This is a genomic window from Modestobacter sp. SSW1-42, assembly GCF_046635825.1.
Taxonomy (GTDB): Bacteria; Actinomycetota; Actinomycetes; order Mycobacteriales; family Geodermatophilaceae; genus Modestobacter.
In genome coordinates this window covers 184611-205558 of the sequence record NZ_JBISCA010000004.1, presented here as the reverse complement: position 1 = coordinate 205558, position 20948 = coordinate 184611, and the positions used below count along the sequence as shown (strand labels likewise).

At 74.6% G+C, this 20948-nt stretch carries 16 protein-coding genes; 6 read left to right on the top strand and 10 right to left on the bottom strand.

The window, feature by feature from the left end; genetic code table 11:
- Positions 1-383: 383 nt before the first annotated feature.
- The 3 genes from ACGBYP_RS15245 (at position 384) to ACGBYP_RS15235 (ending at position 4879) form a co-directional block, all read left to right on the top strand.
- Positions 384-1496 carry a glycosyltransferase gene (locus ACGBYP_RS15245; protein ID WP_411585477.1) on the top strand — a complete coding sequence of 371 codons (1113 nt, stop codon included), beginning with the start codon at positions 384-386 and terminating at the stop codon, positions 1494-1496.
- Positions 1497-1729: 233 nt separating this feature from the next.
- Entirely contained in the window at positions 1730-2845 is a 1116-nt protein-coding gene (locus tag ACGBYP_RS15240) for a right-handed parallel beta-helix repeat-containing protein (RefSeq protein WP_411585476.1), read from the top strand.
- A 417-nt stretch (positions 2846-3262) separates the two neighbouring features.
- The gene (locus tag ACGBYP_RS15235) at positions 3263-4879 is read left to right on the top strand and encodes a glycosyl hydrolase family 28-related protein (protein ID WP_411585475.1); all 1617 of its coding nucleotides are present in this window, start codon (positions 3263-3265) and stop codon (positions 4877-4879) included.
- 4 nt (positions 4880-4883) lie between these two features.
- On the opposite strand, the gene ACGBYP_RS15230 is transcribed toward ACGBYP_RS15235, so the two are convergent.
- From ACGBYP_RS15230 to ACGBYP_RS15210, 5 genes are read right to left on the bottom strand one after another with little or no spacing between them, the layout of a single operon-like run.
- Entirely contained in the window at positions 4884-5405 is a 522-nt protein-coding gene (locus tag ACGBYP_RS15230; protein WP_411585473.1) for a hypothetical protein, read from the bottom strand.
- The gene (locus tag ACGBYP_RS15225; RefSeq protein WP_411585472.1) at positions 5392-6480 is read right to left on the bottom strand and encodes a glycosyltransferase family 4 protein; all 1089 of its coding nucleotides are present in this window, start codon (positions 6478-6480) and stop codon (positions 5392-5394) included. The genes ACGBYP_RS15230 and ACGBYP_RS15225 overlap by 14 nt, the downstream gene beginning before the upstream one ends.
- Positions 6480-7808 carry an O-antigen polymerase gene (locus ACGBYP_RS15220; protein ID WP_411585470.1) on the bottom strand — a complete coding sequence of 443 codons (1329 nt, stop codon included), beginning with the start codon at positions 7806-7808 and terminating at the stop codon, positions 6480-6482. Before ACGBYP_RS15220 ends, ACGBYP_RS15225 begins: the two co-directional genes overlap by 1 nt.
- Positions 7805-9316, bottom strand: coding sequence for a lipopolysaccharide biosynthesis protein (locus tag ACGBYP_RS15215; protein WP_411585468.1), 1512 nt, complete (start codon positions 9314-9316; stop codon positions 7805-7807). The genes ACGBYP_RS15220 and ACGBYP_RS15215 overlap by 4 nt, the downstream gene beginning before the upstream one ends.
- Positions 9317-9318: 2 nt before the next feature.
- A complete protein-coding gene (locus ACGBYP_RS15210; protein ID WP_411585466.1) occupies positions 9319-10848 on the bottom strand; it encodes a hypothetical protein in 1530 nt (509 codons plus the stop codon).
- Positions 10849-11046: 198 nt separating this feature from the next.
- On the opposite strand from ACGBYP_RS15210, the gene ACGBYP_RS15205 reads away from it, so the two are divergent.
- Complete coding sequence (locus tag ACGBYP_RS15205) at positions 11047-12177, top strand: acyltransferase family protein (RefSeq protein ID WP_411585464.1); 1131 nt, start codon at positions 11047-11049, stop codon at positions 12175-12177.
- A 172-nt stretch (positions 12178-12349) separates the two neighbouring features.
- On the opposite strand, the gene ACGBYP_RS15200 is transcribed toward ACGBYP_RS15205, so the two are convergent.
- A complete protein-coding gene (locus ACGBYP_RS15200; protein ID WP_411585463.1) occupies positions 12350-13345 on the bottom strand; it encodes a glycosyl hydrolase in 996 nt (331 codons plus the stop codon).
- A gap of 747 nt (positions 13346-14092) precedes the next feature.
- On the opposite strand from ACGBYP_RS15200, the gene ACGBYP_RS15195 reads away from it, so the two are divergent.
- Positions 14093-15244 carry a glycosyltransferase gene (locus ACGBYP_RS15195; RefSeq protein ID WP_411585461.1) on the top strand — a complete coding sequence of 384 codons (1152 nt, stop codon included), beginning with the start codon at positions 14093-14095 and terminating at the stop codon, positions 15242-15244.
- 11 nt (positions 15245-15255) lie between these two features.
- Here the strand turns inward: ACGBYP_RS15195 and ACGBYP_RS15190 are convergent, their stop codons facing one another.
- The 4 genes from ACGBYP_RS15190 to ACGBYP_RS15175 are packed head-to-tail and all read right to left on the bottom strand — an operon-like array spanning position 15256 to position 19542.
- Positions 15256-16134 (bottom strand): hypothetical protein, encoded by an 879-nt coding sequence (locus ACGBYP_RS15190; RefSeq protein WP_411585460.1) that lies wholly within the window; start codon positions 16132-16134, stop codon positions 15256-15258.
- A gap of 60 nt (positions 16135-16194) precedes the next feature.
- Positions 16195-17496: a hypothetical protein gene (locus ACGBYP_RS15185; RefSeq protein WP_411585459.1), complete on the bottom strand. Its 1302-nt coding sequence runs from the start codon at positions 17494-17496 to the stop codon at positions 16195-16197.
- A gap of 14 nt (positions 17497-17510) precedes the next feature.
- On the bottom strand, positions 17511-18485 hold the full coding sequence (locus ACGBYP_RS15180; protein WP_411585458.1) for a hypothetical protein: 975 nt from the start codon (positions 18483-18485) through the stop codon (positions 17511-17513).
- Between the two features lie 34 nt (positions 18486-18519).
- Complete coding sequence (locus ACGBYP_RS15175) at positions 18520-19542, bottom strand: glycosyltransferase family 2 protein (RefSeq protein ID WP_411585457.1); 1023 nt, start codon at positions 19540-19542, stop codon at positions 18520-18522.
- A 353-nt stretch (positions 19543-19895) separates the two neighbouring features.
- Between ACGBYP_RS15175 and ACGBYP_RS15170 the strand changes: the two genes are divergently transcribed.
- Positions 19896-20765, top strand: a complete 870-nt coding sequence (locus ACGBYP_RS15170) for a glycosyl hydrolase (protein WP_411585455.1) — start codon at positions 19896-19898, stop codon at positions 20763-20765.
- Positions 20766-20948 lie beyond the last annotated feature (183 nt).

Below are 20948 nucleotides of genomic sequence, written 5' to 3'. Positions count from 1 at the left end.
GTGACGACCTCGCGGTCGGAATCGAGCAGTGACACTGTGTAGCCCCCGGTTGTGCTCGGCGGAGACCGCGTCTGAGCAGCGGCCTGTCGTCGCCGGGAACGCCTTTGTTCGACCGACCAGCCAGAACGTAGCGGAGAACTGGGCTCGCTCGCCTGGTCGGACGTGAGGACGACAGTCGCCCTCCTGTCGCCACGGCTCACCACGCTCACCGCTCGATTCACCGCTTCGCGTAAGATCAACTACTCAGAGTGACGGCACGCGGCGCCGGAGGGGGCGGTTCGGGACGTTGATCGGAGATTTCGGGGGTCCGGTGACATGAGTCACCGGAGTCCTGATATGGATCCCGTTTCTAGGTTCGCCCGATCGGTGTACATCCTGGAGTCGTGGACGGACAGCGGCGCGCACCGCGGGTACTGCACGTGAGCCAGCCGGTGGAGGCCGGCGTGGCCAGGGTGGTGGCCGGTCTCGTACGGGACCAGAGCGCCCGGGGGTGGGACGTGCTCGTCGCCTGCCCCGACCGAGGGTGGCTCGCCGAGACCGTGCGGGAGTCCGGCGCGCGCCTGCTGCCGTGGACGGCCAGCCGCAGCCCCGGGCCCTCGGTCCCCGGTGAGACCCTGGCCCTGCGGCGCCTGGTGGCGCGGGCAGACCCCCAGGTCCTGCACCTGCACAGCGCCAAGGCCGGGCTGACCGGGCGGCTGGCCGTGCGCGGCAGCCGGCCCACCGTCTTCCAGCCCCATGCGTGGTCCTTCGAGGCGGTGACCGGCCGGGTGCAGACGGCGACCCGGCTGTGGGAGCGCACCGCGCAGCGCTGGACGGACCTCACGATCAACGTCAGCGAGGCCGAGCGGGCCACCGGCGCGGCCTCGGGCATCACCGGCCGGGCGGTCGTGATCCCCAACGGCATCGACCCGCAGGCCTGGGCACCCCGCGACCGGGCGGCCGCCCGCAGCGCTCTGGGCATGACCGCCACCAGGGCACCCACCGTCGTCTGCGTGGGCCGGCTCGCGCGGCAGAAGGGTCAGGACCTGCTGCTCGAGGCGTGGCCGGCGGTCCGCCGCGCGGTACCCGACGCCCGGCTCGCGCTGGTCGGCGGCGGGCCCGACGAGGCCGAGCTGCGCGCACAGGCCGACGGGTCGGTGTCCTTCGTGCCCGGCGAGCGACTCGCCGAGTGGTACGCCGCCGCCGACGTCGTCGCGGTCCCCTCGCGGTGGGAGGCGGGACTGCCGCTGGTGGCCATGGAGGCGATGGCGAGCGAGCGCAGCGTCGTCGCCTTCGACGTCGCCGGCATCGGCACCTACCTGGGCGGATCGGGCACCGCGGTGCCGCCGTTCGACGTCGCCGGGCTCGCCCGGGAGCTCACCGCGCGGCTGCTCGACCCGACGCTGGCCGCCCACGAGGCCGCGACCGGCCGTACCGTTGCCTCCACCCGGTTCGCCGCGGCCACCTCCCACGAGACCACCGCCACTGCGCTGCTGAACCTCATGGAGCCCGGATGACCTTGCTGCCCGCCGGCCCGCCGGCACCCGCCGTCACCCCTGGGTGGCGCCTCCCCCGACCGTGCGGCGCAGGGCGGGACGCCGTCGCCGGCGTCGTGCGGCTGGCGATGGCCACCACGGGCACCGACGCCGGGAGGCCGCCACCGATCCGAGCGGGCGCCGGTGCGACGAGCGAGGGCCCGGGCGGTCGATCCGGACGCGGCCGGCTCGGGCTCGTCCTGGGTGCCGTCGCCGTGGCCATCGCCGTCCTGGTCGGGGTGCTGGCCCTCACCGGTCGCGGCGACCAGGAGGTCTCGGTGGCGGACTCCGGGGCGGTGGGTGACGGGGTCACCGACGACGGCGCGGCCCTGCAGCAGGCGCTGGACGCCGCGCCCGAGGGGGGCACCCTGGTCCTCCCCGCCGGCGCCACCTACCTCTACTCGCAGGTCCTGACCGTGGACACCCCCGGCCTGACGATCGAGGGCACGGGCGCGACGCTGCAGGCCGCCGACGAGACCGCCTCCGCGCTGAAGGTCGTCGCCGACGACGTCACGGTCACCGGACTCACCCTCACCACACCGACCATCACGCAGCGGTGGGACCCCTTCGAGTCCACGATGGTCTGGGTCGCCGCCGACTCCGCCGTCCTGCGGGACGTGCACGTGCTGGGCGCCGGCGGCGCCGGCATCGCGGTCACCGACGGCGCGGGCGAGTTCGTGCTCGACCACGTGACCGTGACCGACAGCCGGGCCGACGGCATCCACATCACCGACCAGGCCCACGACGGCCAGGTGATCTCCCCGGTCACCACCGGCACCGGCGACGACGGCGTCGCGGTCGTGTCGTACGTGAAGGACGGCGGCCCCTCCGAGCGGATCACCATCGAGTCCCCCACCGTGAACGGGACGACGTGGGGCCGGGGCGTGTCCGTGGTGGGCGGCAACGACATCACCTACCGCGACGTGACGGTGCGCGACACCGATGCGGCCGGCATCTACGTCGGCAGCGAGGGCGACCCCTACTTCACCTACCCCTCGGTCGGTGTGCTCGTCGAGGGCGGCACCGTCACCGGCGCGAACACCAACGCCGACAAGGACCACGGCGCCGTCCTGGTCTACGCCGGCAACGCCGACACCACCACCAGCGACGTCACCGTCCGCGGCCTGACCATCGCCGGCACCCGCGCCGACTCGCCGTGGGACGTCGGCGTCCTGGCCGACCCCGCCGCCGGGGTGGAGCGGGTGACCTTCGAGGGGTTCCGGATGAGCGACGGCGCGACCGCGCCGTTCTACACGAACGAGCCCGCCGCGGTGCGGCTCGCCGGGCTCGAGGACGACGGCACCGCGGTGCCCGACCAGGGCGGCTGGTGACCCGGGGCGCACCGCCGTCGCGAGCGTGGACCAGGTGACCTGATCGAAGGCCGTCCTCCCGCACGTACGTCGCTGCGGGAGGACGGCCTTCGCTGGAGGAGGACACGGATCGGGTTCTTTCCGCACCAGTGGTCGAGCAGTGCGTCCGGGCTGCCGATGGAGAGACCGAGGAGCCTGCACGAGGGGCTGTTGCGGCCCCTGGGACGAGTGAGCCAACCGTGTTCGGACGGTAGCGCGTCGTTCACGGGCTGTCTCCGTGCGCCATCCATCCTGGGTGCGAGGGGACGCCGCACAGCGTTGTCGGCTCCTCCGCGGTCGACCGGACCGGGGCGCCTCGCGCCGACCGGGACGGGACCGCGCCACCCCGACGCACCGCCGGCACAGCTCTCCGCCGCGCGCACTGCCCCTGGAGATCCGATGACCTCACGCCAGCACGCCGGGACCGACGCTGACGGGCGGGCGCCCCGCGGTCGCAGCCGCCGGGTGGCGGTTCTGGGCGCCACGGTCGCCGTGTGCCTCACCGCCGCCGGCGTGCTGTCCGTCCAGGGCGTCCGGGAGCCGGAGGCCCCGGCGCATGACCTGCTGTCCGCCTCGCCGAGCATCGCCGCGCTGCAGGCCGCCGCCCCGACGACGTCCCGCGCGATGGCCGCCGCGTCCTCCACGGCGTTCCCGGAGAGCTCGACGGCGGCCGCACCGGCCCGGGCGACCACGGCCGCGTCCTCGGCGCCGGCTTCCCCGGCCCCCCGCGCCGCCGCCACCACCGCCACGGCCTCCACGAGCACTGTCACGGCCTCCACGAGCACCGCCCCGGCCTCGGTGAGCGCGTCCACCGCCGCGAAGCCGGCCCCCCAGCCCGCCGCAGCGACGACGACGACGACCAAGGCCCCGGCCGCCACCGCCATCGGCACGGCAACGCTGCCGGCCCCGCCCGCCCAACCGATGGCGGCCTCGGTGTACGCCACCCGGCCCCTCGTGCCCGTCGAGAGGTTCGGGGCCGCCGGCGACGGCGTCCGCGACGACACCGCGGCGCTGCAGAAGGCCCTGGACAGCGTGCCGGCCAACAGCGTCCTGCAGCTGCGCGCCGGGGCGACCTACCTGCACTCCGACGTGCTGCGCCTGACCCGGCCCGACGTCGCCATCGCCGGCACCGGCGCCACGCTCCTGGCCACCAACGAGGCCCGGTCGGCGTTCCACGTCACCGCCTCCGCCTCGCGGGCCCAGGTCACCGGGGTCACCTTCGGCCTCACCGCCTCCACCCGGCGCTGGGACGCCCCCGCCCAGGACAAGGTCCGGGTCTGGGCCAGCGACGTCGTCCTGCGCGACGTGCACGTGCAGGGCGCTGCCGCGGCCGGCATCTTCATGGACGGCGCCGCGCGCTTCCTGCTCGACCGGGTCACCGTGTCCGACAGCCGCGCCGACGGCATCCACATGAGCCGCGGGGCGCGCGACGGCCGGGTGGTCTCCCCCGTCACCAACCGCACCGGGGACGACGGCGTCGCGGTGGTGTCCTACCGGTCCGACGGCGTGGTGAGCGCCCGGATCCAGATCACCTCGCCCACGGTCAACGGCACCACCTGGGGCCGCGGCATCTCCGTGGTGGGCGGGGACGACATCAGCTACACCGACGTCACGATCCGGGACACCGACGCGGCGGCGGTCTACATCGGCAGCGAGGGCGACCCGTACTGGACCTTCCCCTCGCGCCGGGTCCTGGTCCGCGGCGGCACGGTGACCGGCGCGAACGCCAACGTGCAGAAGGACCACGGCGCGCTGATGGTCTACTCCGGCAACGTCGGCACCCAGACCAGCGACGTCACGCTGCAGGACCTCACGCTCCGCGACACCCGTACGAGCGCGACCTGGAACGCCGGCGTCCTCGCCGACCCGGGCGCGTACCTGAACCGGATCAGCCTGTCGGGGCTCACGCTCGTCGGCGGGCCGGCCCTGCCGGTCTACACGAGCACGCCGTCGGCCGTCCGGGTCACCGGGCTGGTCGACGACGGCGCGCCGTTCGCCTACCGCAGCGGCTGGTGACCGGTCAGCCCGCGGGCTGCGCGGCCGGACGGCGTCCGAACGCGTAGGCCCGGGCGGTCCACGCCGACAGCACCGTGACGGCGTCCTCGCCGGGCAGGCCCTCGGGGCGGTGCGCCAGCGGCACGGGCGGCCCCCAGCGGGTGTAGCGCTCGGCCAGGCCGGCGGGCACCAGCAGCAGGTTGGTGCCCGCGGCCCGGCGCAGCTCGGCGGTCCACCGGGCGGGGCGGGTGAGCACCGCGCGGGTGTCGGCGACGTCGAGGACGACGACGGTGGCCCGCCGGCCCGCGACGACGTCCCGGCCGGCGGCGGCCCCGGCGCCCCAGAGCACGACGGTGTCGACGTCGTCCAGGGCGAGGCCGGGCAGCTCGGCGACCTCGTGCGCGGTGCTGGACCAGCCCGCCGCGGTCTGCACGGCCGCGACCGCGCGGGCGGTCGCCAGCTCGGCGCCGGCGGCCACGTGCCGCACCGTCAGCACCTCCCCGTAGACCGGGGTGGACAGGATCCCGCTCACGTCAGCGCTGGACACGCCGCACCGCCTCCAGGGTCTCCTCGACGACGTCGTCCCAGCCCCGCCGGGCGGGCCGGCCGGCGACGTCCGGGCGTGGACGGCGCAGGTGTTCGGTGATCGCGGCCGCCCACACCTCGGGACGGCGGCCGGGCAGCCGCTGGGCGCCGACCGGGGAGGCCTCGGCCAGGGCCGGGTCCTCCGAGGTCAGCACCGGGGCGCCGAAGGTGAGCCCCTCGGCGGCCGGCAGCCCGAAGCCCTCGGCGAGACTGGGGCACAGCACGACCCGGGCGTGCTCGTACAGCCAGCGCAGCCGGGGGTCGGACACGTGGCCCATCGCGGCGACGGCGCCCTCGGCGGCCATGGCACTGAACGCCGCGCCCCGGTCGGTGGGGCCCCAGCTGTCGGGGCCGACGACGACCAGCACGGCGTCGGGCACCGCGGCGCGCACCGCGGCCCAGGCGTCGACGACCAGGCCGACGTTCTTGCGCGGCGAGGGGTCGCCCACGACCAGCGCGAACGGCCGGCCGGCGAGCTCGGGCACCTCCTCGGCGGCCACGGAGGTCAGCGAGGAGCCGTCGGGGTGGTGGACGACGGTGGTGCGGGACGCCACCGAGGGCAGGTAGCTGGTGACCCGGTCGCGGGTCGCGGCGCTGACGCACACGAGGGCGTCGGCGGCACGCAGCGAGGCGAGGTACGGGGCGCGCACGAGCACCCGCTTGGCCAGCCCGAAGTCGTGCGGGCGGTCGAGGGCGAGCATGTCGTGCACGGTGAGCACCCCGACGCCGGGCACGCCGCGGGGCAGCAGGTGCTTGGTGCCGTGGACGACGTCCATCCGGCCGCCGACGCGGGCGCCAGCGAGCCGCTCGACGGCGGAGACCAGCGGGCCGCGGCCGGGCAGCGTGTGCACGCGGTCGGGGGTGACCAGGCCGGTGAACGCGGCCTCGGCCCCCGCACCGGCGAGCACGTGCAGCTCGACGTCGTCCCGGGCGGCGAGACCGCGGGCCATCTCCATGACGTAGCGGACCATGCCACCGCCCTGGCCGGACGCCGGCACGTGCGTGCCGACCAGGAGGTAGCGCAGCGGGGAGGGCATCAGACCTGGGCTCCGGTTCGGCGTCGTCTCGAGCGGTTGACCAGCAGGGCCACCACCACCAGGGCCAGCAGGCCGGGGGTCGCCCGCCCCTGGCCGATGTAGAAGTACCGCGGGATCTCCATCATCGTGAGCACGAAGAGCGGGTAGAGCAGCAGGCCCCAGATCCGCGCCTCGCGCAGCGAGCGGTAGAGCACCCCGCTGAGCATCCCGGCGAGGAGGAAGAACAGCAGCCCGCCCATGATGCCCAGGTCGACGAACGGGCTGGCCACGCCGCCGTAGTTGTTGAACTCGGGGTTGCCGAACTGGGTCAGCGACATCGTGTAGGAGGCGTCGGCGTCGACCCCGGTGAGCCGCTCGAACAGGTCCAGGTTGCCGATGCCCGGGGCGGTCCAGAAGGCCGACCACAGGTCGTAGGGCAGCCCGGCGTCCTCACCGTGCAGCAGCCGGATGGCCCCGTTGTTGTACGCGGTCACGTAGTAGCCGGCGAACCGCTCGACGATGAACGTCGGGAACGACTGCCCGCCCTGCGCCTTGTAGAACACCCAGCTGCGCGAGTACTCGAAGGCGGCGAAGATCAGGACGACGACCGGCAGCAGCACGAGCGGCAGGAAGGACGCGCGCCGTGCGCCGCGCGTCGTCCGGGACATCCCGGCCACCCCGAGCACCAGCAGCGGGACGATCAGCTCGAGCAGGGCGAGCCGCTCGGTGACGAAGAAGGCCCGCACCAGCGCCAGCAGGAACACGATGGCGATCCGGCGGACGTAGCGGCGCTGCCGGCCGTTGACGATCATCAGCACGCCGGTGACCACGACGAAGGCGACGCCGAACTGGGTCATCGTCGTGACGCCGGGCACGGTGCCGAGCTGGTCGCGGATGCCCAGGCCGTACAGCTCCTGGTTGACCAGGGAGTTGAACAGCAGCACCGGGTCCAGGCCGGCGCGGGCGCCGGCGACGAGGAAGGCGACGTAGCCGACGATGGTGAGCCGGAACAGCACGGTCGCGGAGCGCTCGAGGACCCGCACGTCACCGGTGCTGAGCCCCGGCCACTGCGGGACGTGCCGCACCCCGCGCAGCTGCGGGAGGAGGGCGCCACCCATGAAGAGCAGCAGCCCGAGGGTGAACCACAGGGTCCACTCCAGGTCGATCGACTTCGGGGTCTTCCACAGCGCGCGGTAGCGCTCGTCGGCGATGGCCAGGCTGAGCCACGTGGTGGGCAGCGCGATCAGGCCGATGAGGCCCAGCGGTGAGAGCCACCAGACGCCACCGGGCTTGCCGCCGAGGTCGACGGCCCGCACCTTCTCGGCACGGACGCTGGTCAGGAGGCTCATCGCGGCGACTCCAGGCCGGGGCCGGCGGGGCTGCCGGTGATGACGCCGGCGTCGGTGGCGGCTGCGGTGTCGAGGTCGGTGGTGCGGGCGTCGTCCGGGCCGGTGGCGTCCGGGCCGGCGGCGGGACCGCGGCCGGCCAGCACCAGCAGGCTGCGGCGCAGGTGGAAGCCGGGCAGCGGCACCCGGCCGAACGCCCGGCGGCAGGCGATCGTGTACGAGCCGAACAGGACCACCATGGCCGCGGCGCTGGCGATCGACAGCGCCAGCGGACCGCCCAGTTGCGCGGCCAGGATGGCGCCGGGCACGGTGATGAGCGTGGCGACGGTGACCGAGCCGGCCGCGATGCGCCCGTTGCCGGTGACCACGAGGAGCACCGCGCAGGAGCCGAACAGCGACATGCCCAGCGCCCCGGTGGCCATGATCGCCAGGTAGGGGGCGGCGTCGTCGAGCCCCTCGCCGTAGATGCTCAGCACCTGGGGGGCGAGCAGCCAGGTGGCCGCCGAGAGCACCAGGGTGATCGTCGTCGACACGGTGGCGCTGGCCGACAGCAGGGCGAACACCCGGTCGCGCTGGCCGGCGGCCCAGAGCCGTGCGGCCACGGGGGTGAGCGCGATGTTGGCCAGCCCCTCCAGCACGGTGACCTGCATGGCCAGCACGCTGGCGGTGGAGAAGAGCAGCGCCTGGTCGGTGGGCAGGACCCAGCCGGCGATCCAGACGTTGCCGCGGCCGACGAGGAAGGCGCCGAGCTCGACGGTGGCCAGCCACGCGCCGGCGGCGACCGCGACGAGCATCGGCGCCCACCAGCGGGCACCCCGCTCCCGGTCGCGCAGCGGCAGGCGCACGGACGTGACGGCGAGCAGCACCAGCGACGTCGCGGCGTAGACGCCGAGCAGCGTGACCAGCGTGGTGTCCCCGCCCTGCACCAGGACGACGACGCCCATCACCAGCAGCGCGAGGATCGACCGGCTGTGGTGGGTGGCCGCGACCGACCAGGTGATGCGGCCGAGCGCGGCGTGGACGTCGCTGACGGTGAGCCGGAGCGCCTCCAGCAGGATCATCGCGACGACGAGCCCGACGACCAGCGCGCGGTCCTCCTGCACGACCACGGTCGCCACCCACGCCACGAACGGGGCGGTGACCAGGCTGAGCAGCGCCACCGCCCGCAGGTGGGCGAGCACCTGGGCGGACACCTCGGCCGGGGTGGTGGCCGCGGCGATCGTCCGGATGGCGTTCTGCCCCAGGCCGAGCCGGCCGAACAGCGGCCCGAGCATGAGCGCGCCGAGGATGGCCAGGAAACCGGTGGCCGAGCGTGCGTCCAGGGTGCGGACGGCCAGCACCGAGGTGAGCAGCGTGGCGAGCAACCCCAGGACGGCGACGGCCATCCGCAGCGCGAAGCTGCGCCGCACCTCCCGGGCCTGCTCCGCCTCGACGTGCGTGTCCTGCGCGGCCGCGGCCGGCTGCACGTGCGCGGCCGCGCCGGGCTGCGTCTCCTCAGCCGCCCTGTGCAAGGTCAGGCCTCGCTGCGGACGGGCTCCTGCCGAGGGGCCGGCGCCTCCTCGGCGGCGGGCCGCGGCGACGGTGCACCGGCCCGCGCCCGCCCCAGGTGGGACCGGTTGGTGGTCACGACGACGCCGCACAGCCGGGTGCCCGAGGACGCGACGTCCCGGACGGCGGCCAGCGAGCCCTCGAGGGTGGAGACGCCCTCGCCGACCACGACCACGGCCTGGTCGGCGAAGCGGGCCACGTCGGAGAAGAGGACGCCGGCGGTGAGCGCGGGGGTGTGCAGCAGGACGTGCCGGCCGGCGGTGGCCTGGCGGCGGACCGCGGCGGCGACGCTCTCGGCGTCGGCGTTGGCGGGCAGCTCGACGACGGTGAGCGTGGGCGCCAGCGGGTGCTCGCTGCCGACGGCCTCGCCCACCGGCTGGTCACCGGTGCGGTGCCGGGCCGAGGAGGCGGCGGTGGTGGTGAGCAGCGCGACCGGGGCGCCGCTGGAGGACATGGCCCAGGCGAGCTCCCACGCGACCTCGGCGGCACCGGAGCGCTCGTCGGCGCCGAGCACCGCGAGGCTGGCCGGGGCGGTGCTCACGTCGAGCACCTGCGGCACGAGCAGCCGGGCCGAGGCCAGCGTCTTCGGGGTGGGCATGCGGGCGGGCAGCTGCTGGCTGCGGCCACGGACGCGGCCGGCGGGCAGGCGCGGCAGCATCACCGGGACACCGGCGGCGACGAGCGTCCGGGCGTCGAAGAGCCGGCCGGAGGTGGCTCGCCAGATGGCACCGGCGGCGAGGGCGAGGACGGCGCCGAGCACGGCACCGAGGATGGTGTCGAGCACGACCGGCGAGGCACCGGAGGCCTGGTCGACGGTGGGCGCGCGCAGCACCGGGACGACGGCGTCGATGCGGGTGGCGGCGGCCTGCAGGTCGCTCTGCTGGGCGAGCAGCCGCTGGGCCTCGGTGGTCAGCGGGCTGCTCTCGGAGCTGTCGAGGACGTCCAGTGCGTCGAGCCGCTGCTGCACGGCGGTGAGCGAGCCGTTGACCGAGGCCTCGGCGGTGGCCCGGCGGCTGGCGACGTAGGCGTCGAGGAGGCTCTGCACCTGAGCGGTGGCCACCTCGGGGGTCGGCGCGGTGGCGGCGATCCGCAGCGCGTCGGAGGTGCCCACCTGGGTCACGGTGAGGGCGACCGCGTCGTCGGCGGTCTGCTCCTGGGCGAGGCGGAGGGCGTCCAGCGCCTCGAGCTCACCGGTCACCAGGGTGTCGTTGCTGAAGCTCTGGGTGACCGTGGCGAGCGGCCCGTTGAGCACCTGGGAGTCGGGCACGACCTCGACCGTGGCCGAGGCCGAGGAGGTCTCGGCGGCGGTCGCACCGAGGAGCAGCCCGAGCAGGCCGCCGATGACCGCACCGGTCAGTGCGAGCCGCGCCAGCCACGACAGCGGCGCCGCCGGACCGGGCCACGTGTCGGCCCGGTTGGCGTCGTGCCCGCCGGTGCCGTGACGCCCCTGCCCGTCGGACAGGGCGCCGGTCCCCCGGCTCGTCGTGCTGCTCATCAGCGTGCGTCCTCCTCGGTGCCTTCAGCGGCGGCCACCGCCTGGAGCACCCGAACGATAGCGGTGGGACCGGGGTCGGAGCTGGCTCCACCACCTACGGGTGAACCGCTCGGGACCGCCGGGCAACGTCCCGGGGCGTGCCTCTCGTGACACAGGTCCCATCTGCGCCGAGCAAGATCAACACCTAGGGTCGGGGGCGTGACCACGGCCGCCGCACCTCCGCGCCGGTCGCCGTCCATCGACGTCGCGCGGGCCCTGGCGATCATCGGTGTGGCCGCGAACCACTCGATCGACGGCCTCCTCAACGCCGGTCTCATCCCGTTCGACCACCCGCTCGAGACGGTCAACGACGCGCTCTACCTGTTCCGGATGCCGGCGCTGGCGTTCCTGCTGGGCCTCTTCATCCCGCGCGCCGTGACCAAGCGTGGGGTCGCCGGCTACCTGCGCGAGCGGGTCACCTTGATGCTCTACCTGTACCTGCTCTGGTTCGTCCTGCAGAACATCGCCGAGACGGCGACCAGCGGGCTCAAGAACATGCCGCGGGACACCAACTCGGTGTGGACGGTCTGGATCACCTTCGCCCACCTGTGGTTCCTGCCGTTCCTCGTCGTGACGTCGGTCGTCCTGGCGCTGTCACAGCCCTGGCGCAGCCCGGTCCGCCGTCTCGTCGTCGGTGTCACCCTCGTCACGGTGAGCTTGCTCACCTGGGGCTGGAACTCCGAGGTCGTCGGGCTGACCGGGCTGTCCCTGCTGGCGTTCGCAGCCGTCGGCAGCATGGTCGGCCTGCCCCGCCTGGCCCGGCTGCTGGAGCGGTCGGTCGCCGGCTGGGCCGCCGTCGGACTGCTCGCCTCCCTCGCCCTCGCCCTGCTCCTCCGGCTGGACCTCGTCCCGGCCACCGTCCCGGTCGACGTCGGCCTCGCCGAGCGGGCGCTGAGCCTGTGCGCCGCCGTGGCAGGCACCGTCGCGCTGCTCGCGGTGGCCGTCCTGCTCTCCCGGGTCCGCGGCGCGCAGACGCTGCTGGCGGCGGTCGGGCGACGGACGCTGCCCATCTACCTGGCGCACGTCATCGTGGTGGCCGGTGTGCGGGTCGTGCTGACCCGGGCCGGGGTCGACGACCCCTGGCTCATCGTGGTGACGGCGGTCCTGCTGGGCGTGGGGCTCCCGCTGGCCGCAGCGTCGTTCGCCGAGAGCCACCCGTGGGCGAACTGGGTCTTCGACCTGCCCGCGGGTCTCAAGCGCAAGCCGTACGCCTCGACGCCCGCTCAGCCGGCCCCCGGCACGGTGGTACCGGCCACCGGATCGACACCCTCCCTTCCGCGACGCCGCTAGGCACCCGTCCCCCGACAGGGCGGGCCGACTCCGCGGTCTCGAGCCGCACCTGCTCCCGCGCCAGGTCACCCACGCCGCCGCAGACAGCCGCGCCCGACACCGCGGCGGAACGCCACCGGGGCGGCGTCGGGACCTCCCGACGCCGCCCCGGTGGACCGGTCATGCAAGCCGGTCAGAAGGCCTCGCGGTACCGGGCTGCCGACGCCGGCATCTTGGTGTCGCCGAAGAGGACGTAGTCACGGTCGTTCATGTCGATGTTGAAGAGCACCTCGTAGAGGAGCTGACCCGCTCCCCCGCCGGCGTTGGCGGCGAAGAAGTCGCGCATCCCGGAGATGAAGACCGGGGAGTCGCCCTCCCGTGCCTTGCCGTTCCACTCGGACACCGACAGGGGCAGTCCGACGCTACGGGCGAAGTCCAGGTGCGCCTGGATCCCCTTGGGTGCGCCGTACTGGTCGGTCGTGCTGAGGGACGCCTGCCACTCGGCCTGCGTGGCGACGTAGGGGTACTGGTTGTAGTAGTCGACCCCCATGACGTCGACGTACTGGCTTCCCGGGAAGAGCTTCCGCCAGTCCATGCCGTTCCCGACACTCTCCCGGTTGACGTTGAAGACCAGCTTCGACGCCGGGAACACCTCCTGCTGCAGCGCCCGGAACCGCTTCCATGCCGTGACGAAGTCACCGGCCTCGCTGGCGTCCACCGACCACGGGTACCAGTTGCTGTTCATCTCGTGCGCGAAGCGGATGTACAGCGTGGACTGCCGTGCGCCCCACAGGTCACGCATCTTCGTCAGCGACGTCCGCCAGCGAGCGTCGTAGCGGCCGGCGGCGGCCGCCGACCAGGTCTCCTGCTCGCTGATCGCACCGATGGCCAGGTCGAGGGGCTGGTTCCAGGAGCTGAACTCCCCGCCGGGCTGGAGCTGCCAGATCTCGACCTGGGCGGTGTTGTTGTCCGCCCAGGTGCTGCTGATCGCCAGCGGCGTCCCCCGCCATGCGGCGAGCGTGCCGTCGGCGGCGCCGATGCCCGCGGCGCCGGAGAGCCAGGTGCCGGACGGGATGGAGGGAGCGATGGCGACGGGCGGCGGCGTGGACGCGGGAGCGGACGGCGACGGCGACGGCGACGGCGACGGCGACGGCGACGGCTGGGAACTGACCGACGGACTGGCGGTCACCGGGGACCCCGTCGTGGGAGCCGCTGCGGTCGGGGAGGCCGTCGCGGTCGGCCTCGGCTTCCGGGGCCGGGCGTCGACCGTCGCGGCCGCTGTCACCGACCGGGTCCCCGCGACCGGGGAAGCGGTCGCCGGAGCCGACGCCGCAGCGGTCGGCGGCAGGGCGGACGTCGTTGCCTGCGGGACGGAGGTGGCCGCGGCGCTGAACGGGGAGACGGACGCGCCATCGTGGGCCGCAGAGGCGGCATCGGCCGGGCGGCTCGCCGTGACGGCGAAGGCGAGGGAGGCCACTGCGGTGACCCCCACGACGACGCCGGCGACGGCGCGCCGGCCGGACGGACGCTGCTCGCCGCGCGGGGCGGGGCCGTGGCGCATCAGGACCACACCTCCGGCACGGCGGCGGCAGTGGTCGTGCGGGGTCGCACCGGGCGTGGGTGGTTCACCAGGACTCCTCCGGAGGGCCGGCGTTGCAACCGGGTCCGTACGTCGGGGGTGTTGCGCACTGGCCTGAGCGGACAGCGACCGCCACATGACAGCCTGTCGTGAAGCGCTCCACAAGGGCAGCCGAGGAGAGCCGGATGTGCTCAAGCCGAGAGGCCGCGTCGTTGCACACCTGTGACCTGGGCCGATGACGGATCCGATACGAAACGTGATCCCCCTCACCGGGTCGTCCCAGACGTCACACACGACACTCGGGGAGCGAGCAGTTAGGTTGCCCGAGATCCCCCGCTCCTGAACCGAAGGTGTCCCGTGCGCAGCGTCGTCGTCGCCAAGTTCGTCCCGACCCCACCCAACAGCGGTGACAAGCGACGGACGCTCGGCATCGTGCGTGCGCTCCGGGAACTGGGGCCGGTGACCCTGTGCGCCTTCGCCGGCGCAGATGAGGACGTGGCCGCGCTCGAGGCCGAGGGCATCGAGGTCCGCGCCAGCCCGCTGCGCCGTCGCCCCGTCGACCTCGTGGGCGGTCTGGCGCGCTCGCGCTCGCTGACCTCGGCCCGGTTCTGGGACGGCGCGCTGGCCCGGTCGGTCGCCGATGCGGTGGGCGAGGACACCGACGTCCTGGTGGTGGAGCACGTGCAGCTGCTGCCCTACGCACGCGGCCTGCGCGCCGGGGCTCGGGTGCTGGACATGCACAACATCGAGTCCTCCCTGACCGCCCGGACCGCCGCGACCTCCTCCGGTCTGCGGCGGGTGGTGCTCGCCGCCGAGGCGCGGGCCCTGCGGGCCATGGAGCGGCGGGTGCAGGACGTCGACGTCATCGCCGTCGTCAGCGAGGGTGACCGCCTGGGCCTGCAGGAGCTGGTGGACCACCCGCGCGTCGTGGTGGTGCCCAACGCCTGGGACGCCCCAGCCCCCCTCCCGCCGGCCGAGGGGCCGGTGGCGAGCTTCGTGGCACTGCTGTCCTGGACGCCGAACGTCCAGGCCGCGACGTGGTTCTGCCGCGAGGTGTGGCCGCGGGTCGTCGCCGAGGTGCCCGGTGCGCGACTGCAGCTGGTGGGCAGGAACCCGACCGACGAGGTGCGCGGCCTGGCCGGCTCCACCGTCGAGGTGACCGGCACGGTCCCGGACCTGGACCCCTGGTACGCCCGCTCACGGGTGGCCCTGGCACCGCTGCTGGCCGGCGGTGGGTCCCGGCTGAAGATCCTGGAGGCGCTGGCCGCAGCCCGGCCGGTCGTGTCGACCACGATCGGCGTCGAGGGCCTCGAGGACCTGATCGGCCGCGGGGTCGTGGTGGCCGACGACCCGGCGTCGATGGCCCGGGCCGTGGCCGCGCTGCTCCAGGACCCGGCGGAGAGCGAACGGCTGGGGCACCTCGGGGCCGAGGCCGTCGGCAGCGACCACTCCTGGCAGGCGGCCGTCCGCCCCCTGGTCGCCCAGCTGCCGGGGTCAGACCGGCGCTGAGCACCCGCGGGTCAGGGCCGCTGGGTGCGCCCCGCGATCGCCCGGGCCAGCGCGGCCCAGTCGGAGTCGTCGCCGACCTGGTCCAGCTCCATGTGCACGGCGAGGTCCGCCGTCGGGGCGATGAGCAGGCGCCGGCGGTCCAGCCGCCGGCCCACCACGTTGAGCACCGACCGCATGACCGGCTTGGCCACCACCTTCACCGACCCCCGGAGGCTGGGAGCAGGGTCCAGGTCGGACAGGACGTGCCGCCAGGGGAAGGGCTGCAGGCCCTGCAGGGTGTGCCAGGTGGCCGTGTCGAAGGGCGCACCGACCCGGCTGCCGAGGTCGAGCAGCCGGCGGTCGGCGCGCAGGGCTGCCGAGCGGACGCCGAAGGTGGAGGTCGTCTTGGCGATCCGCTGCCAGGTGGCGGGACCGGCGGGGACCGCGCCGCCCGGCAGTGAGGGCACCTGCTGGTCGGGCTGGCTGGGGTGCGTGGCGTGCCAGGCCGAGTCGTCCGGGGTGTGCAGCGTGAGGTAGTCGGCCGCGGGCACCGCCGCCGCAGCGGCCATCAGGGCCGGCATGGCATCCGGCCGGTACAGGTAGTCGTCCTCGGCGAACCAGAACAACGTGTCCTCCGGCGCCTCGGCGGCCAGGTCCGCACCCACCGCGAGCGCGCGGCGGAAGGACGAGGACGCGTGCCCGCCCTGCACCGTCACCTGCCGGTCCTGCGGGTCGAAGGCTCCCACCAGCTCCGGCGGCAGCTGACCGTCGACGACGACCGTCACCGCCCGGTCGGGCACCTCCGCGAGACTGGCTCGCAGCGACTCCCAGGCGGTCCGCCGGTCGTACCAGGACGGGCGGGGCTTGCTGTTGGACCCGGCATGGGTCCGGTACAGGACGTGGAGGCGCACGGGACCGACCCTAGTGAGGTCACGGGCCCCCCACGACCGGCGCTCCCCCGGGCGGGTGGCTCAGGGTGCGGCCGGTTCGGGCAGCGGGTCCGATCGGGGCGCCGGACGGGGCCGCCCCCGCATGGCGAGCCGGCGCACGGGCCCCGGCGGCAGCCCGGGGACCAGCCGGACGAGCAGGATGGTGGCGATGGCGAAGGTCACCTGCAGCAGCGCGGCGTTGAGCACCAGGTAGCCGAAGAAGAGCCCGATCGCCCAGGGCCGTCCGCGGAGGTCGCCCAGGAGCACCCAACCGAGGAAGAGCAGCACCGGGATCCCGCCCAGTGCCCCGTACTCGACCAGCAGCTTGGGCACCGCCGGGGTGGTCACCGCCTCGCGCGTCGCCTGCTGGATCACGGTGGTGGCCGCCCCGGCCCCCTCGCCCACGAGCACGGACGCCGGCGACGCGGTCCAGACCGGCACCAGCAACTCGTAGGGCTGGACCAGCCGCAGGTTGGCGCTCGTGTCGCCACCGGTGATCTCCGTGCTGCGGCCGATGTACAGGCTCCCCAGCGGGGTGGCCACCGCCACGACCAGACCGAGGACGAGCGCGGGGACCAGCTTGCGCAGGACCGCCCGGCGCTGCCCCAGGGCCAGCACGATCAGCCCGGGGACGAGGACCGCGATCGCGTTGCCGGCCAGTGGTGGGATCGCGCCGGCCACGAGGAGGCAGACCCGCCAGGTGGCGACTCCCCGCCCCAGCGCCAGCACGACGGCGACCCCGAGGAAGTAGCCGAGGAAGGACGGCTCCAGGAAGACCACGGCGTTCGAGCGGTAGATCGGCGAGCCGTAGGCCAGGGGGTCGCCGGTGTTGTAGCCCTGCTGGAGGAAGGCCTCGGGCACCAGCCGGGCCAGGTAGTCCTCGTAGGGGACGCCGAGGTACTGGACGCCGAACTGGAGCAGGCTCACCGCAGCCGCCCACGACATGAACCGCAGGAACACCCGGTGGACCGGGTCCGCCAGCGTCTCCGGGCTGACCGGCGACCGGACGACGGCGATCAGGTAGATGCCGATCAGGAAGACCAGGGACAGCACCGACGGCGAGCGCCCCGTCGCGATGGCCACGATCGTGCACGCCACGGCCGCCCCCATGGCCAGGACGTAGAGCCGCAGTCGGGGCGGGTCGAACTCCAGCGCGCCCGAGACCAGGGCGGCCACGAGCAGCAGCACGACCAACGGCAGGGAGACCGGCAGCTGGTCGCCCCCGAAGGGGATCGCGATCCGCTGGGTCAGCAGCGTGACCAGGAGCAGGGCCACGACCACCCGGCGCGCACGCCGGGTGGCCGGTTCCTCGGCGGCCCGCGCGTCGGCAGGCCGGGCGGCCACGTCCAGCACGCCGGTCAGACAGCCGTCGCAGCCGGCCGGGCGGCGCGGCGCGCGGCGAGCAGGAGGGCCAGCAGGATGCCCAGGACCAGGCCGAGCGCGGCCCCCAGGGCGATCGCGACGGGCCGGCTGAGCGAGGACGGCTCGGTGGGCAGGTCGGCACCGGCCAGCACCCGGACCTGGCCCGGGTAGATGGTGGCCGCCGCCCGCAGCTGGTCCTGCTGGGTGGTCAGGTCCGAGAGCCGCCCGATGACGGCGTCCCGGCTGGCCGCCGTGGCCGCGGCCGCGGCGTTGGCGTTGGCGATCTGGGCCGGCGTCACGGCCACCGGCGGCACCTGCGCGTTGAGCGCGTCCAGCTGCTGCTGCAGGGTGTCGATGGAGGGCTGCAGCGCATCGGCCTGCGAGGTCAGCGCGGCCCTCCCCTGCACCTGGTTGCCGGTGAGGTAGCTGTCCACCAGGGTCTGCGCCTCACGCTGGGCCTGGGCAGCGTCGGTGTTGGTCACCTGCACACCGATCACGTCGCTGGAGGCGCGCACCTCGATCAGGGTGCGGTCACGCAGGTCGTCGACGTCCACGGCGAGCCCCTGGGCAGCGGCCGCCATCACGGTGTCCCCGACGATCACGTCGGCCTGGGTGCTGAGCGCCCGGTCGGCGTCGCCGGCACCCGCGCCGACGGTCCCGGCCGGCAGGAACTGCGACACGTCGGACTGGAACAGCACCTTGGCCTCGCTCGTGTACACGACCGGGCGCACGCTGGCCGCCGCGGCGAGCAGGCCGGCACCCAGGAGCGCGCAGACCAGCAGCAGTGCCCAGGAGCGCAGCAGCGCCGAGATCGGGTCGAACCGCCCCCCGTCGTCAGCCACGACCGCCCGGGTCGCGGCGCTGCGCGGGGCGGGGTCGGGACGGGCAGCGGGCTGCGTGGGCTCGACCGCAGCGGCGGTGGGCTGGTCGCCGCCCCGATCGGGCGGCGTCGGCTGGTCGCGTCGGCTCACGGCGTCGGTGGGAGCAGCCGGAACGGGTCCGGTCTCAGTGTGGGCCATGGCCGCCTTCTCTCGTCGAACCGGCGGCGGATCCCGCAGCACCGGTGAAGCGCACGGCACCGGCGATCAGGCCGGCACCCCAGGACAGGTGGACGACGGGGGGCACGCACGCGCCCCGCGCCGCCGAGGCTCCGTCGGTCGCCGCCGCCCGGGCACCCAGCGCGCCGGCGGCTGCGAGGTACCCGGCGGTGGCCAGCGCACCGAGGCGCGGTCGGGCCACGAGCCCGGCTGCGAGGCCGAGCACCAGCGCCGGCGGGACGAGCTGGCGGGAACGGAGGGAGGAGGGGTGCAGGTGCAGGGTGAGGCCCTTGTAGTAGCCGTAGCGCCACATCTGCGTGGCCAGCGTGCGCAAGGAGTCCCGGACGTACCAGGTGGACTGCGCGTCGGGGTGCAGCCAGACCGCACCGCCGGTGGCGGCGACCCTCAGGTCGGCCTCGAAGTCCTCGTTCGCCTCGAACCGTTCGTCCCAGCCCCCGGCCCGGACCAGTGCGGCCCGCCGGTAGCACCCGGAGAAGACGTGCTGGATCTCACCCGGCTCACCCCCGACCCGGTGCCGGGCACCGCCCAGCCCGAAGGACCGGGACAGGGTCGCCGCGATCGCGGTCCCCCAGGGCCCGCGGCCCGCGGTCGCCATCGACCCGCCCACGGCGTCCACCTCCGGGTGGTCGTCGAGGAACCCGACGACCTGCTCCAGGTAGTCGGGCGCGTAGTCCGCGTGGGTGTCCATCCGGGCCACGATCTCACCGGTCGCGGCCTCCAGGGCCCGGTTGAGCCCGGCGGAGACGATGCGGTCGGGGTTGTCGACCACCCGCAGGACGAAACCCACGTCCGAGGCCGCCGCGAGCAGTTCACGACTGCCGTCGGTGGACATGCCGTCGGCGACGACCACCTCGTCGGGCTGGAGCGTCTGCGCGGCGATCATCGCCAGCACGCGCGGCAGGTTGTGGACCTCGTCACGTGAGGGCACGATGACCGAGACGCGCCGGGACGGCCGCACGCCTGCGGGCACGGGTGTCGGATCGTGGATCGGATCAGCGGTCACGACGACGTAGCGTAACCGTCCGGAGCGTGAACGACGCCCTTCCACGGCCACGTCACCCGTTCGAGCTGGCCGTCACAGGCTGCGCCGGGATACTGGAGCTCATGCCCTCACCGCCCCTCACCCGACCTGTCCCTGCGCGGCACCGGCCGACCGCACGGCCACGGCGCTGGGCCGGCGCGTCGCTCACCGTAGCCGTTCTGACCCTCGCCGGCTGTACCTCCGACGGCGCGCCGTCGGAACCGGCAGCCCAGTCGTCGACCGACTCCGGGGCCCCCGGCGACGTCCGGGCCCCGTCCGCCGACGAGCTGGCGGGTACGGCCATGGGCTGGAGCGCCGACCCGGTCGCCGGGCAGCAGCAGGCGATCATCGGCACCTGGATGGACCGCAAGTCCTGGGAGAACCTGGAGCAGGGCCAGTGGCTCGCGGACAACCCGACCTTCGTCCAGTACGTCGCCGACAACCCCGAGGGCGCCGCTGACATCGGGGTGCCCCTCGTGCCCTACGAGTCCGGGGCCGACCTGGACGACCTGCTCCGCGAGGCCGCCTCCGGCGCCCGGGACGACCTCTACCGCTCCCTGGGCGCCGAGATCGCCGAGAGCTCCCCGGCCACGGTCTACGCCCGGGTGTGGTGGGAGATGAACCTGCGACCCCTGGCCGACGACATCGACCGCGAGCTGTTCAAGGCGGCCTGGGTGCACGCCGTACCGCTGATCCGCGAGGGCTTCGAGTCCGGGGCCCGCCCCGGGCAGACGATGCAGGTCGTGTTCTCCCCGAACGCCGACGGAGCCGACTACGAGGAGTTCTACCCCGGCGACGAGCAGGTCGACCTCATGGCCCTGGACGCCTACGGCCAGCGGTGGGGCAACGACACCCCGGACGCCGAGGAGCTGCTGAGCTTGCTGGACGAGCAGCTCACCCGCTTCGCCGACTTCGCGCGGTCGCACGGCAAGCCGGTGGCCATGGCCGAGTGGGGCAACGTGGCCGTCAAGGAGGCTGGTCAGGCCGACCAGATGCAGGGCCGCGGCGACTTCCCGCCCTACGTGGCACTCGTGCTGGACTGGGCAGCCAGGGAGGACGCGGCGTACCTCATCTACTTCAACTCGGCCGAGGGTGGCGTCGGGCAGACGCTGACGGACACCCCCGACTCGCTGTCGATGCTGCAGCAGGCATGGACGGTCCCCCCGAGCTGACACGTCTGCCGGCGTCACCCGGACGGGTGGCGCCGGCCGGTCACACCACCCGTCCGGGTCGCGACGGGGCTCGACGACGACCGAGGCCGCTACGGTCGGTGGTCGACGACTGGGACCGGACGGCCCCGGCGTGGAACCACCTGCACGCCTCGCGAGCGGCCTCGGCGGGCCGGGCTCTGGCCG

Excerpts from the sequence above, each read along its gene's own strand:
- ACGBYP_RS15235 (WP_411585475.1), top strand. The coding sequence starts at position 3,263 with ATGACCTCACGCCAGCACGCCGGGACCGACGCTGACGGGCGGGCGCCC.
- ACGBYP_RS15225 (WP_411585472.1), bottom strand. The coding sequence starts at position 6,480 with ATGCCCTCCCCGCTGCGCTACCTCCTGGTCGGCACGCACGTGCCGGCG.
- ACGBYP_RS15220 (WP_411585470.1), bottom strand. The coding sequence starts at position 7,808 with ATGAGCCTCCTGACCAGCGTCCGTGCCGAGAAGGTGCGGGCCGTCGAC.
- ACGBYP_RS15210 (WP_411585466.1), bottom strand. The coding sequence starts at position 10,848 with ATGAGCAGCACGACGAGCCGGGGGACCGGCGCCCTGTCCGACGGGCAG.
- ACGBYP_RS15170 (WP_411585455.1), top strand. The coding sequence starts at position 19,896 with ATGGGCTGGAGCGCCGACCCGGTCGCCGGGCAGCAGCAGGCGATCATC.